Origin of the sequence: Halococcus sp. AFM35, from assembly GCF_051195015.1 — an archaeon.
Lineage (GTDB): Archaea > Halobacteriota > Halobacteria > Halobacteriales > Halococcaceae > Halococcus.
Genome location: NZ_JBNTJU010000006.1, coordinates 47322 through 60677 on the forward strand (window position 1 = coordinate 47322; position 13356 = coordinate 60677).

Genomic DNA, 13356 nt, shown 5'->3' on the forward strand with positions numbered 1-13356 from the left:
GCGGCGGTCACTCCCGCCGAGCACGTTCGAGGTCCTCGCGCGTGTCGATATCCGTGAGGACTCCCACATCGTCGGTTTCGAGCAGCGCACCGTCGCTGTCGAGCAGAATGCGCCGACCACCCACGTCGCCGCTCACCGCCCGGAGCGCATCGAAGTGCGTCCGTCCGAACAGGACAGGGTTGCCACGCTGGTTCTCGAAAACGGGAGCCACGGCGTCGGCGACGTCTGCATGGAAGACATCGACGAGCGAGTCCACAGTCGCGCTATCGACCAACGGCATGTCGCCGGGGAGGAAGACCGCCGCGTCCGCACCGTTTCCGGCGGCCACACGCGCGCCACGCTCGACCGAGGTCGACAGCCCCCGTTCATAAGAATCGTTCTCGACGAACGCCACGTCGAGGTCGGCGAGCGCGTCACGGACGGCGTTCGGTTGGTGGCCGAGCACAGCGATGACACGCGACACGCGCGAGTCGAGCAGCGTGTGGGCAGCACGACGGACGAGCGGTTCGCCGTCGATTTCGGCGAGGAGCTTGTTTCGTTCGCCGAAGCGGCTGCTCCCGCCCGCCGCGAGCAACACGCCGAGCACAGTACCATCGCGTGCCGAGTGCGCTGAAAGCGCCTCTTCGATGTCCTCGTCGGTGATGCGGCGCAACTGCTCGCTCATTCGAGCACCCGATACGGAACGGTCTCCACTACTTCGCCGGCGGCGAGCGAGCGCCCGGTGAGCACGATTCCGTCCGCGGTCGTAACCCGTGTGTTGGCCGCAACGAGACCGGACGCAAACTGTTCGTCATAGATGGAAAGCGCCGAATCGGCGTGACCGAGCGGGACGACGGTACCGTCGTCGAAGACGACCGGCACCGCGTATTCGCGGTCGTCGTCGGGAATTTCGACACGGTGGGCAAGCCCCATCGTGACGGATGGCAACCGCTGCTCGCCGGTGAAAAACGGGCGCGCGACGAGCACGGCGGCGGTGTGGGCGGCGAGCGGCTTGCCCGGCAGACCGACGGCGAGTGCACCATCGACGACCGCCGCCATCACCGGACGGCCCGGCCGGAGGCGCACGCTCTCGAACAGCGGGTCGTGGTCGCCGAGCACCGTGGCGACGTGGTCGGCGCTGCCGACGCTCGTGCCACCCGTCGTGAGAACGGTGTCGTACGCTTCGGCCGCGCTCTCGATGGTCTCGCACACGGCGTCCGGGTCGTCGGGAACGCTCTCATGGATGGTCGGCTCGTGACCCCATGCCCGGACGAGACCAGCAAGAAACTCCGAGTCGCGGTCGGGCTGGCGGTTCTCGTGAATCTCGGTGCCGGTCGCCACGATGGCCACGGAGAACCGCTCGTGAACGGCCACCGATTCGATGCCGACGTCACGCAACAGTGCTGCGTGCCGCGGGGCGAGTCGCGTGCCGGCGTCGAACAGCACCTCGTCCGCTTTCGCCGTACCGCCGCACGGTGAGACGTTCGTTCCCGGGGCGAGTTCCGGTCCCGAAAGCCACCCATCCGTCACGGTGGCGTCCTCACGTTTCACCACGGCGTCGGTCCGGGCGGGCAGCGGTGCGCCGGTGGCGATGCGTGCGGCCTCGTCGTCGGCGAGTTCCGGGGGTTCGTCCTCCGGGAAGACCTCCCCGACGACTGCCGGCGACTCGTCGTCGGTGGCGACGGCGAAGCCGTCCATCGTCGCGTAGTCGTGCGGCGGTACGTCTCTCGGTGCGCGCACGTCCGCGGCGAGCGTGCGGCCGGCGAGCGCGTCGAGGGGGACGCTTTCAGCGGGAAGTGCGTCGAGAGCGGCCGTGCGGCGGGCGAGCAGTCGCTCGATAGCGTCCGTACGGGCGACCGTTCCTGTCGAGGGCATGTCCCATCGAGAGGCGAGCACAGTCATATCGTTTCCCCCGACAGCGACTCATGTCCGCCAGTCACCGTGTGGAGGACCGTGTCGGGAGGTTTTTGCTGAGCGGATGTGAACGGCGGCTATGGCCAACGCCTGTATCGTCCGGGGAGAAATCCCGGCCGAGGAGTTCGCGCTGTACGAGGCACTCAGTTCGTTATCCGATGTCGAATTCGAGGTCGAGCGCATCGTCCAGAGCGGCGACGAGGCGGCCATGCCGCTGATGTGGATCCGCAACGCCCCTCTTGCGGCCGTCGAGGAGGCCGTCGAGCGCGACCCGAGCATCGAGGACCTCGAATTGCTCTCGGAGTTCGACGACGAACAGCTCTATCGCATGCAGTGGGTCTCCGAGGTCGAGATGGTGCTCCAGATGCTGACGAACTCGCAGGCGACCATCACCGACGCCTATGGGACCGACGGCCGGTGGTATCTCCGCGTGCTCTACCCCGACCGCGACTCGCTGTCGAAGACGGTTCAGTTCGCCGAGGACAACGGGCTGACCTTCGACGTCAAGGCCATCCGGCAGCTCGACGGCCAGCCGGCCGGCCGCTACGGGCTGACCGAGGCCCAGTTCGAGGCGCTCGAAACCGCCCTCGAAGCGGGCTACTACGAAGTGCCCCGCGAGACCGACCAGAGCGACCTCGCCGAGGAACTCGACATCTCCCATCAGGCGCTCTCCGAACGGCTGCGCCGGGCGACCGGCGCGCTCATCGAGGACACGCTGCTGGTCGGTGGGGTCGAAGCACGCCGCGACGATTCCTGATGCAAGCGACAGGAGATAACCGTTCGCCGCCGAACGTTCGGGGAAATGGGTTCGACAGGGACGGAACGGCCGACCGACACCCGCGAGGATATCATGGCGGGACCTATCGTGCGCTCTCTAAACACGGCTACGCGAACCTCACGATGCAGGCCATCGCCGACGAGTTCGAGAAGACCAAGGCCGTCCTGCACTACCACTACGACACGAAAGACCGGCTGCTCGCGGCCTTCCTCGGATACATCCTCGACCGGTTCATGGACCGTTCCGACGTTGCCGATGACGACCCGGACGCGCGCCTCGACGTGCGCGATGCCCTCGAAGCGGAGGTCCTCACGAACCTCCGAAAGGAGCAGAACAACTCTTAGCGCCCGAGACGACGCACAGCGAGACCGCCAATACCGGCGAGCGCGGCGAACACGCCGAAGCCGGCTCCGTCGGCGCTCGTTTCGGTTCGATTCGTCGTCCCCGATTCGTTCGCGGTGGGTTCCGTTGCGGTCGCCGCCCCGCTCGTCGTTTCCGTACCGGCTGTGACGGTCGTTTCGGTCGTACCTTCGCCCGTCGTGGCCGCATCCGTTCGCGTTCGGGCCATCGTGGTCGTCTGGGTGACCGTCGTGTTCGCCGTCGCTCGGGCGGACGTCTCGGCAGTCGCCGTTTTCGTCGTTTCCGTCGCAGTGATGCGGTTCACCGAGCCACCGAGGTCGCCGGCGGAGGTCAGCGCGAAGAGTTCGCCTTCCTCGTCGCGGGCGATGGCGATGAGATAGCCCTCGACCGCACCGCCTTCCGCGCCCTCGACCTGCAACTCCTCGAACTCCCAGAGACCCTGTTGGCTGGGAGTGGCCGCGAACAGCGACCCGCGCGGTTCGCCTTCTTTACTATAGTCGCCGAAGACGAACTTCCCGTCGAGGGCGTCGATGCTTCCATCGTAGAGATAGCCGCCGATGACCGAGATGCCGATGGTCTCGCCGTTGCGGGCGTGGGGGTATTCGATGACCGGCTTACGGAGCGGTTCGCCACCCCGAACATCGGGCGGGGTCGCCGTTGGGCAGGTCTCGGGCATGTCGCTCAGGCTCTCGGTCCCATAGCAGTGGGTTCCCTCGCGGACGTTCCAGCCGTAGTTGCCGCCTTTCACCACGCGGTCGATTTCCTCGTAGCGATTCTGGCCGACATCGGCGGCGTAGAGAGTACCATTGGAGAATCCCATCCGCCAGGGATTGCGAAAGCCCCACGCGTAGTGTTCGTCGAGACCAGCTTTCCCGACCAGAGGGTTGTCGTCGGGAATCCGATAGGGCTTGTTTCCCTCGCGGCTATCGACGTCGAGACGGAGAATCGAGCCGAGCAGGTTGTCGGTCACGTCCTGACCGTTGCCGCCGCGATTTTCCTCGTACCAGTCGCTGGCGTGGCCGGGACCCGTATCCCGCGGGCCGCCACCGTCGCCGTAGGAGGTGTAGAGATAGCCGTCGGGACCGAACGCGACCGCGCCGCCGTTGTGGACCTTCCGGGGTTCGTGAACCTCCAGAAGAACGCGCTCGGAGTCGGGGCGGGCGCTCGTCCTGTCCGCGTTCGCCTCGAACTCGGCGAGGACTTCGGTGTGGGAGAACTCCTCGGGTGCGTCGTCGGCCAGCGGGGCGCTGTAGCGCACGTAAAAGCGCCGGTTTTGCGCGAAGTTCGGATGGGGTGCGAGACCGAGCAGGCCGCGCTCGCCGACGAGTTCGGCGAGGCGATCACGCAGGTCGAGGAACGGCTCCTCGCGCAGTTCGTCACCTTCGTTGAGATAGACGATGCCGGGGAGGTCGACGACGAGCCGCCGATTATCACCGGGCAGGAGCGCCATGTCCGTCGGGACCTGAAAGCCGCCGACGACCCGTTCGAGACCGACCGTCGGCCCGGTCGGAACGGCGTTCTCGGTGGTGGTATCGGTCGTGGCATTCGCTGCGGGCGTGTCAGCGCCGAAGCTCACGGCACCGCGCATCGAGGCACGGTGTGGCTCACAGATGTATTCGGCCATTGCCTCGCGCGCGGTGAACGCGATGGTCTGGGTCGCGCCCTGCTCGCTCATCACGCTCGTGCGCTTGAGTACCTCGCCGTTTTTGTCGAGCAGCGCGATGTTGTGGCCCATCCCGTCGAGGTTCGTCCACGTGATTTGGTAGTCGACGCCGGCTTCGAGTTCGAGCGTCGGGTTCTCCTCGCCGGCGATGGCTTCGGGACTACGTCCCTGCCAGCCGGCTATCTTTCCCCCGAGTTCGATGGTCCGGGTGTCCTGTGCGCGTCCACGCCCGCTGGCGACGCCCGCGAGCGCGCCGGCCGCCGTCAGTCCGAGAAACCGCCGCCGGCCGACGGCCCGTCGCCTCCGCCGATTCTGTGTGTGCTGTATCGGGTTCACGTGAGGGTTCGCTCACAGCGAGTGGCGCTCGGAACAAAATCGTGACGACTTCGTCGGCCATCCGCGCCGAAACCGATACTGGGGATGTCGTCTCAATCCCTACCCAACCGCTCGCGTATCGCACCGGGATGTGGGTGTCGTCCGATGCTGTCGGTCGAAGGCATTTACTGGATGTCTTCTATTGGTCGCTTCGCTCGCTCCCCCTCTTGATTTCTCTATGTGGAGGACGCAACAATCCCCGACTGGCAGTATATCGAGTAGGGTGATTCCTCTTCAGAATTCACCGACTTCGCTCACGACGCCATGCTTGGAAGACGCACAGACTCCCCACCGACAGCACACGTCCGGCGGGAACTCTGAACTGTTGTTTTCATATTTTAGCCATTTGAGACTCTTAAACAGTTAGTGTGAACCTATAGGCAATACGACTTCCCATCTCTATCCATGGGTGGCTTTTCCTCAGCTGATGGTTGGAAACCTCGGCATACAAACGACACTACGCGACGCGCGTATCTTCGCGGTGCGGGCACGGCAGGTATCGGCGTTCTGAGCCTCCCGTTGCTCGCCAGTCGCGGACGGGCGGCACTTTCACAAACACTTACCATCGAGGGAACTGGTTCGCGGGCGAGTTATCGCTTCAGCGTCTCGGGTGACCTCGAAAAGAGTACAGCAAACGGCGCGAACATCAACGGTAACGACGAGATTTCCGGGTCGAGCGCTTCGGGTGTGGTCGGCATCTCCGCCGACAGCTACACGTTCTCCGGTGAACTCATTGCGTTCGATTTGGATGGAAGGGCGAACGTCACCCTCGACGGCGAACCGGCACACGTTGGCCAGCGGCCCGACCACGTGCTGACGATTCAGGGGACAGGTTCGCGAGCGACCTACACCTTCAGCGTCTCGAACGAGTTGGAAAAGATCACGGCCAACGGCGCGAATATCAACACCGGTGATGAGATATCCGAGTCAACTGCTACTGGTGAGGTGGGAATCAGTGCCGACAGCTACGTATTTTCGGGCGAACTGGAGGCGTTCGCTCTCGACGAGGAGGCAAACGTTATCCTCGATGGCGAACCGCTCAACCCCGACGATTATCCCGAGCATGTGCTGACTATCGAGGGAACCGGTTCGCGGGCGAGTTATCGCTTCAGCGTCTCGGATGACCTCGAGAAGAGTACAGCAAACGGCGCGAACATCAACTCCGGTGACGAGATCTCCGAATCGAGCGCCACCGGTGTGGTCGGCATCTCAGCCGACAGTTACTCTTTTTCCGGCGACCTCACCAGCTTTGAACTGGGCGGTGAGGCGAACGTGACCCTTGACGGTGAACCGTTCGATTCGACTCAATATTCGAGCCATATACTCACTATCGAGGGGACCGGTTCACGGGCGACCTACCGCTTCAGCGTCTCGGGTGAGTTAGCGAAGAGCACGGCCAACGGCGCGAATATCAACGGCAACGACGAGATTTCCGGGTCGAGCGCCACCGGCGAGGTGGGAATCAGTGCCGACAGCTATCGATTCTCGGGGACACTCACCGATATCAGCCTCGATGGCGATGCGAACGTGTTCGTCGATGGTGAGCTGATGGACACAGGTCCGGGCAATACCGACGACGCCAACGACCTGAAACTCGGCTACGACGCCCGTGCTCGGTCGCATGACCTCGGCAACACCTACGAGGACTTCGGCGACTTCAGCGCGGGCTGGGAGCCCAAGCAGGGTGAGATAGCATCCAACGGCGGCCCCGGCGGCGACTGGGAGGACCCCGCGGACGACGCGGGCCACGCCACGCTCATCTCGGACGGGTCGAACAACCGCGTCGAGATGGTCAACGACACCTTCTCGGAGAACTTCGCGTACCGCGACGTGTCGATGGCAGTGCGCTTGCGCGGCGTCTCGAACGAGACGCTTCGCGTCGAGCTTGCCGCGGGCGACGGGAGCGAGAAGCAGGTCACGACGCGCTACCTGAGCGAGAAACACGGCTGGGTCCGCATGAGCCTCTCGCCGAGTGCATGGACCGGGACGCCAGACATGGCCGACATCAACGAGTTCTCCATCTCGTGCTACACGGGCGGGAAGTCATGTGAAATCGATGTCGACGACATCCGCACGACGCCAAAGCGCGACAACGGCGCGGTCCTCTTTACGTTCGACGACGGTAACGAGACGGACTCCACCATCGCCTACGACGAACTCTCCGCGCGTGGCATGGCCGGCACGAGCGCCGTCATTCCGCGCATGGTTGGCAACGACGGGAAGCTCTCGACCGACCAGCTCGATGCGATGCACGGCGACGACTGGGCCGTCTGCCTCCATCCACAACACGGTCAGGGTCTCGGGAGCGTCTCGGAGGACCAAGCCCGCGAGTGGATAGAGGAGAACAAGCAATGGCAACTCGACAACGGCTACACGCGCGGCGCGAACACGCTCATCTGGCCGTTCGGCGACTTCGACGAGGACGCGATGAATATCGCCGGCGAGTACTGCAACCTGAGCTTCGGCGGCGGCTCCTCCTCGGTCGGCGGAACCATCACTGAGGCGTCGTGGGTCCCGCGCGTCGAACTCAACGAAGACGACGACGCGGCGAAGGCCCACGAGATGATAGAGCTCGCCTACAAGACGGATACGGTGGTCGTCTTCATGACCCACCGCATGGGCGGGTCGAACCTATCGCGCTCGACGTTCGCCGACCTGCTCGACCAAGTCGAGTACCGCGGCCTCGACGTGCTGACCACCGCCGATTTCGCCGGCGAGCAGTGAACGTCAGCGCTCGCTGTCGGGAATCACGACGACCTTACCGAAGCCCTCGCGCTCTTCTAACATCTCGTGGGCACGGGTGGCCTCGCTCATCGGCAGCGTCTCCCGAACCCGTGGCTCGAAGGTCCCGTCCCAGACCAGCGAGAGCACGTCGTCGACCTCGCCGAGCGTGGCCATCGTCGACCCCAGAATATCGAACTGATTCCAGAAGAGACGGTTGATGTTGGTCTCGGCGTTCGGACCGGTGGTCGCCCCGCAGGTCACGAGCCGACCACCCTTGGCGAGGCATTTCGTGGAGTCGTCCCACGTCGCCTCGCCGATGTAGTCCACGACGACATCGACGCCGCGGCCGTTCGTGCGGTCGCGCATCTCGCTCGCGAAGTCCTTTTCGGCGTAGTTGATGGTGTGGTCGGCTCCACACGCTTCGGCGTACCTCAACTTCTCGTCGGTGCTCGCGGTCGCGTACACCTCCGCGCCGGCGTAGTCGGCGATTTGGACGGCTGCCTGTCCCACTCCCCCGGAAGCGCCGAGCACCAGTATCGACTCGCCAGCCTCGATGTCGGCACGGGTCATCAGCATGCGCCACGCGGTCTGAAACGTGAGCGGCGCGGCCGCCGCCGTCTCCCAGTCCACGTCGTCGGGAACGTGAACGAGGTTGTCGGCCGGAACGACCGCCTGCTCGGCGTGCACCCCACGAACGTGCTCGCCGATGAGGTGGTAGCTCTCACACAGCGAGTGTTCGCCGTGGCGGCAGAACTCGCACTCGCCACACGAGATGCCCGCCGTGACCGCCACGCGGTCGCCGATGTCGACACGCGTGACGTCCTCGCCCACCGCTTCGACAATGCCGGCGGCGTCGCTGCCGGGGATGTGAGGCATTTCGAGGTCGACACCCGGCAGTCCGCGGCGCGTGAAGACATCGAGGTGGTTCAACGCACCGGCCTTCACGTCGATGAGCGCTTCGTCCCTGTCGGGTTCGGGGTCGGGGAAGTCCCCGTACTCGATGACGTCGCGGTCGCCGTGTTCGATGAACTGGACTGCCTGCATGGTGTCGGATGCACGCGACGCGCGCAAAGCGGTTTCGGTATTTTCACTCACAGCGTCACGAGCACCGCCGACACCAGTGAGGCGACCAGGAGGACGGTACTCCAAAGCGCGACACGGGTGGCGAAGCGGCGGCTCGGCCCGACGACGGTGAGCGCGGCCTTGACGACGATGCTCGACGCGGTGGCGAGCAACACGGCGATGACGGCGGTCTCGCCGGCCAAACTCCCCGTTCGATAGAGCGACACCGTCGAAGCGGTCGCGCCGGCGCTCGAAACCAGTCCCGAGAGCACTGCGGTCACGTAGAAACCCACCTGACCGAACTCCGATTGAGCGATGCCGCCGGCGAGAATGATGACGGCGAACATCGCGCCGAAGGCGAGCACGTTGCGCAGCGAGAAGGGGCTATCGAGATCCATCTCGACAGGCGTGTTCCAGTCGGCGGTGCCGGCGGCGACCGCGACGCTGCCGACGACGACCACCGCGAGCGGGACGAGTGCGCCCACGAGCACGTTCGGCAGCGTGAACGCGAGCACGATGGCGAGGTTGCGAAGCGCCATCGCCGCATCCGCGAGCAACACGGCAGCGACGGCATACGAGGTCGCCGAGGGATGCTGGCGCACCGACTCCAGCATCGTTCCCACTACTGCGGTCGAGGAGGCCAATCCCCCGAAGAAGCCTGTGACGGCGATACCCCTGCCCCCGTAGTTCCTGACGATGGCGTAGTTCACGATGCCGATGGCGGCGACCGCGACCACCATCAGCCAGACGACTCGGGGCTCGATTTCGACCGCCAACTGCCCGGTGCCGACCGTGACGCGCCCCGTCGGCAGCAGCGGATAGATGACGAAGGCAAGAATGGCGAACTCGGTCGTCGAGCGGAGTTCCTCGCGGGAGAGACCGCCCGCGAACGTGTGGAGTTCGCGCTTGAGTACGAGCAGCAGCGAGGAGAGAACGGCGACGGTAACGCTCTCGATGACGTAGCCGGCAGCCGTGAGCGCGCCGATGCCGTAGGCGACCAGCATCGACACTGACGTAGTGAGCGACAGCCCGAGGTCCTCGTCGCGCAGCCCCTGTATCGCCAATACCGTGCCTTGGACGATGACGAGCACGCCACCGACCGCCAGCAATCCGTCGCGGCCGAGCGTGGTGAAGACCGCGCCGAGCAGGCTGATGAGCGAAAACGTGCGGATGCCGGCCGGTTTGTCCGACCACTCGCGTTCGAGACCCAGAAACAGCCCGAGCGCGCCGGCGAGCGCGATGTGGGCGACCGGGGTGTCGAGCGGGGCGGCGAACTGCAAGGGGACGGGCACAGACAGAACCATCTCAGCCGACGAATAAACGTCCGTCGGCATCCTGCCGGTTCGCTACGTGCCCTCGTCGGCGAAGCCGAGTCCGGCGGGGGCGGCGGGCGCGACGAGCGGACTCTCGGGAAGCCCAGTCGTGGGTTCGGGGTCGTTGTAGCCACCGGGAGCGACGTCGTTCGGCCCATCGGGATAGAACAGCGAGGCGAGCGTCTGGATGTGCTCGCGCCCGACGCCGAGTTCGAACTGGCCACCGCCGTAGAGGTGGATGTCGCGTTCGAGGCAGTGTTCGATACTATCGAATAAGCTCTCGACGGTACCGAATCGGGAGGGTTTGATGTTGAGCCAGTGCGGCTCGAAGGGCAACGATTCGATGCTTTCGATGCCGGTGATGGGATGGTCCCAGCTCACCCGGCCTTCCTCGCCCGCGAACAGTTCGCGGGTTTCGTCGGTGAGTCGGGGGTCCTCGACGAGTGCCTCGGGGAAGCCCTCGACGATGCGCCGATAGAGGTCGCTGTCGGCAGGGTTGTCGACCTCAGTACCCTCGTAGGCGCCCTTCAAATCGGCAATTCGTACTGCACCGGTGGCTGCGATGCTCTCGACCAGTTCGTCGGTCCAGTCGGGCGTCGGGTCGAGTTTGAACTCCGCCTCGGGCTGGATGGCCAGCCACTCGTCGACGCGGTCGGTCGCGGGCGGGTCCCCGAGTCGCGTGCTGATGACGAAGCGCACAGGGCTATATCGCCGGTCGAGTGCCGCCCCGAGGTTCGTTTCGGACTGGCGAAGCGCCAGATCGAGCGCGGCGCTTTCGAGCGCCCACCGGCGATAGCTGTGGAAGTCCTCACGGTCGGGGTCGCGACCGATGAAGAGGTCGACGTTCTCAAGCGCCGCCGAAAACGATTCGATGGTGTACTCGCCAGCGAGGTCCCAGTCGGGGTCCGTGTCGTGGAGGGCGTCGTGCTCCGCGGTGTCGTAGGTCACGTCCTCGCCGCGGCCCACGTGGCCACCGCTGCGGAGCGTCACGACCGTGGTCGCCCGCGCGAACCCGCTCGACGTCTCGCGTTCGTGGCGTTCGAAACCGTGTCCGTCGACGCGCAGCGGCAGGTCGGCGACGTGCTCGTACAGCGTCATTCGTGCCCGTTCGCGCCCTTGGCCAATGAGGATACCGGCGCTCGCGCGATCCGACTCGCTCGGTGACGCTGCGACGACCGACTATAAGTCCTCGGCGATTGTGGATGGGTCATGACCATCTACACCGGTCGTGGCGACGAGGGTCAGACGGACCTCCGGACGATGGAGCGCGTCTCGAAGAGTAGTCCACGCATCGAGGCCTATGGGGCCGTCGATGAGGTGAATGCAACCGTGGGCCGAGTGCGCCCGACGGGCTACGACGACGTGGACGAGCAGCTCCGCAAGGTGCAGAACCACCTCCACGTCGTGCAGGCCGACCTCGCCAATCCCGATCCCGATGCCGAGGACCCGCGGATGACCGCCGCGCGCGTCGAGCGCTTGGAGGAGTGGATGGATTCGTACGACGACGAACTCGAACCCCTCCAGTCGTTCATCCTGCCCGGCGGTGGCGACAGCGGGGCGCGACTCCATCATGCCAGAGCGGTCTGTCGGCGGGCCGAGCGCCGCGCGGTCGCGCTCGCAAGCGAGGAGGAAATCAACGAACAGGCGGTGGTCTACCTGAACCGACTCTCGGACGCCCTGTTCACCCTCGCGCGCGTGGTGAACGGGCGCGATGGAGTGGGTGAGGAAGCGCCCGACTACTGAAGGCAACGTTTATACTCGACGGTCGGGAAGTACCCCTGCGGGTCGGTGATCTAGGCTGGTTATGATACCTCCTTCACACGGAGGAAGTCGGCGGTTCAAATCCGCCCCGACCCATCCACCTTTTGCTGCGCTCGGCCGCAAAGCGGCCTCGCTGGCAAAATCTGGACCAAAAGCCTCCTCGCTCCCGTTGGTCGCTCGTCGGCCCCGCTCGCTTACTGCGTTCGCTCGCGGTCGGAACGCTAACACAAGTCCGCCCCAATTCATATCCACGCCGTACAGCCAGTCGTTCGCTGTATCGTAGTATGAAATGAAGTCACCGCCGACTTACCAAACCCCATCAAATTCAACGGATAAACCACACTGCTCCGCGAATCGCCGAAGATTTCGCCGTTTCTGTTGTGCATTCATATTCGTGTCAAGGTAATAACTGCCAGATACCTCTCGATACTGTTTCATTTCTTCACCTGAAGGATGCTCCGGCTCTGTATTCAGGACTGCATTCTTTCGGCCGGGAACGTACGGAAGGGTTCCAAGTTCGTCTATCAGATCGTGTTTGTCGATTAGATGATTGGTAGCAGCTGCCATTACTGTGCTTTGATTTGGCTCGCTGAATGACTCGACGACTGTTCCGTTGTCGTCAAGTGTAATCACGTACTGCGACTCGTTTTCGGTTTCGTCACGCTGTTCTCCGTCACCGTTTCTGCGCTCCCCCTGCGCGTCGCTCGGGCTTTCAAGTGTATCGACCAGTTCGTCGATATACTTTTTCGATACAGCCTGGATTTCCTGTGCCGGAATATCACCTATCTCGTCCGTGATGGTTTGCGTCACTCGCTCAGCGATGCGTTCTTTTTCACTCCTGAGCGTTCGGGTGGCGTTTCTCGTCGCTTCCATGCGTTCGGCGATACTGCTCGCTTCACCCGATTCGACGAGTTCTTTCGAGAGAAGTTCGAGCAGTTCTCGATTCTCGGTGAGTTCCGTAAGCGGGAACGTTCCCAAGAGGATTTCTTCCGGGCGATTGCTGTCAGTTCGCCGTTTCAGTATCTCGAAGGTGGTTCCGTTCGTCAGCAGTCCCCAATCGACGCCGGTCTGTCGCATGTAGCTCGCCAGTTGGCTCCTATCGGAATCGGTTAACGTGCTATCGCACCCCTTGGCTTCGATGAATACGACCGGTGTTCCTTCCAGTATGAGAGCGTAGTCCGCCCGCGTGTTCCCACGGCCGATCTGCATCGAATATTCGAGTTCGACTTCCGAAGAATACACGTCCCAGCCAAGCAGTTCGATCAGTGGTCTGATGAGTTTCGCCTTCGTGTTTTGCTCGTCCATCTGTGGCGACGACTCGATAAGTGGTACCGAACGTTCGACGTACGCCGCTACGTCGCTCTCGTCCATTCTTACTCCCGAAAACTACCGCATGTGATTTAAATCATTGTTTGGAAAGCCACGAC

Annotated in this window: 11 protein-coding genes and 1 tRNA gene; 5 read left to right on the forward strand and 7 right to left on the reverse strand. The window is 64.0% G+C overall.

Annotation, left to right across the window (positions count from 1 at the left end):
* Nucleotides 1-7: 7 nt before the first annotated feature.
* Both ACQUQO_RS06530 and ACQUQO_RS06535 read right to left on the reverse strand, forming a co-directional pair.
* On the reverse strand, nucleotides 8-664 hold the full coding sequence (locus ACQUQO_RS06530) for a nucleotidyltransferase family protein (RefSeq protein ID WP_435077162.1): 657 nt from the start codon (nucleotides 662-664) through the stop codon (nucleotides 8-10).
* Nucleotides 661-1881 (reverse strand): molybdopterin molybdotransferase MoeA, encoded by a 1221-nt coding sequence (locus ACQUQO_RS06535; protein WP_435077163.1) that lies wholly within the window; start codon nucleotides 1879-1881, stop codon nucleotides 661-663. Before ACQUQO_RS06535 ends, ACQUQO_RS06530 begins: the two co-directional genes overlap by 4 nt.
* 91 nt (nucleotides 1882-1972) lie before the next feature.
* Between ACQUQO_RS06535 and ACQUQO_RS06540 the strand changes: the two genes are divergently transcribed.
* Both ACQUQO_RS06540 and ACQUQO_RS06545 read left to right on the forward strand, forming a co-directional pair.
* Nucleotides 1973-2650 carry a helix-turn-helix domain-containing protein gene (locus ACQUQO_RS06540; RefSeq protein WP_435077164.1) on the forward strand — a complete coding sequence of 226 codons (678 nt, stop codon included), beginning with the start codon at nucleotides 1973-1975 and terminating at the stop codon, nucleotides 2648-2650.
* A complete protein-coding gene (locus ACQUQO_RS06545) occupies nucleotides 2650-3015 on the forward strand; it encodes a TetR/AcrR family transcriptional regulator (RefSeq protein WP_435077165.1) in 366 nt (121 codons plus the stop codon). Before ACQUQO_RS06540 ends, ACQUQO_RS06545 begins: the two co-directional genes overlap by 1 nt.
* Here the strand turns inward: ACQUQO_RS06545 and ACQUQO_RS06550 are convergent.
* The gene (locus tag ACQUQO_RS06550; protein WP_435077166.1) at nucleotides 3012-5030 is read right to left on the reverse strand and encodes a PQQ-dependent sugar dehydrogenase; all 2019 of its coding nucleotides are present in this window, start codon (nucleotides 5028-5030) and stop codon (nucleotides 3012-3014) included. The genes ACQUQO_RS06545 and ACQUQO_RS06550 overlap by 4 nt on opposite strands.
* Nucleotides 5031-5474: 444 nt before the next feature.
* On the opposite strand from ACQUQO_RS06550, the gene ACQUQO_RS06555 reads away from it, so the two are divergent.
* Complete coding sequence (locus tag ACQUQO_RS06555) at nucleotides 5475-7793, forward strand: polysaccharide deacetylase family protein (protein ID WP_435077167.1); 2319 nt, start codon at nucleotides 5475-5477, stop codon at nucleotides 7791-7793.
* Nucleotides 7794-7796: 3 nt separating this feature from the next.
* On the opposite strand, the gene ACQUQO_RS06560 is transcribed toward ACQUQO_RS06555, so the two are convergent.
* From ACQUQO_RS06560 to ACQUQO_RS06570, 3 genes are read right to left on the reverse strand one after another with little or no spacing between them, the layout of a single operon-like run.
* Nucleotides 7797-8837, reverse strand: coding sequence for a zinc-binding dehydrogenase (locus ACQUQO_RS06560; RefSeq protein ID WP_435077168.1), 1041 nt, complete (start codon nucleotides 8835-8837; stop codon nucleotides 7797-7799).
* A 47-nt stretch (nucleotides 8838-8884) separates the two neighbouring features.
* On the reverse strand, nucleotides 8885-10159 hold the full coding sequence (locus ACQUQO_RS06565; protein ID WP_435077169.1) for an MgtC/SapB family protein: 1275 nt from the start codon (nucleotides 10157-10159) through the stop codon (nucleotides 8885-8887).
* 42 nt (nucleotides 10160-10201) lie between these two features.
* Nucleotides 10202-11266 carry a hypothetical protein gene (locus ACQUQO_RS06570; RefSeq protein WP_435077170.1) on the reverse strand — a complete coding sequence of 355 codons (1065 nt, stop codon included), beginning with the start codon at nucleotides 11264-11266 and terminating at the stop codon, nucleotides 10202-10204.
* A 111-nt stretch (nucleotides 11267-11377) separates the two neighbouring features.
* On the opposite strand from ACQUQO_RS06570, the gene ACQUQO_RS06575 reads away from it, so the two are divergent.
* Both ACQUQO_RS06575 and ACQUQO_RS06580 read left to right on the forward strand, forming a co-directional pair.
* Nucleotides 11378-11911: a cob(I)yrinic acid a,c-diamide adenosyltransferase gene (locus ACQUQO_RS06575; protein WP_435077171.1), complete on the forward strand. Its 534-nt coding sequence runs from the start codon at nucleotides 11378-11380 to the stop codon at nucleotides 11909-11911.
* 39 nt (nucleotides 11912-11950) lie between these two features.
* Nucleotides 11951-12025: transfer RNA gene (locus ACQUQO_RS06580), tRNA-Val, on the forward strand.
* A 210-nt stretch (nucleotides 12026-12235) separates the two neighbouring features.
* On the opposite strand, the gene ACQUQO_RS06585 is transcribed toward ACQUQO_RS06580, so the two are convergent.
* Complete coding sequence (locus tag ACQUQO_RS06585) at nucleotides 12236-13300, reverse strand: type I restriction enzyme HsdR N-terminal domain-containing protein (protein ID WP_435077172.1); 1065 nt, start codon at nucleotides 13298-13300, stop codon at nucleotides 12236-12238.
* Between the last annotated feature and the right edge of the window lie 56 nt (nucleotides 13301-13356).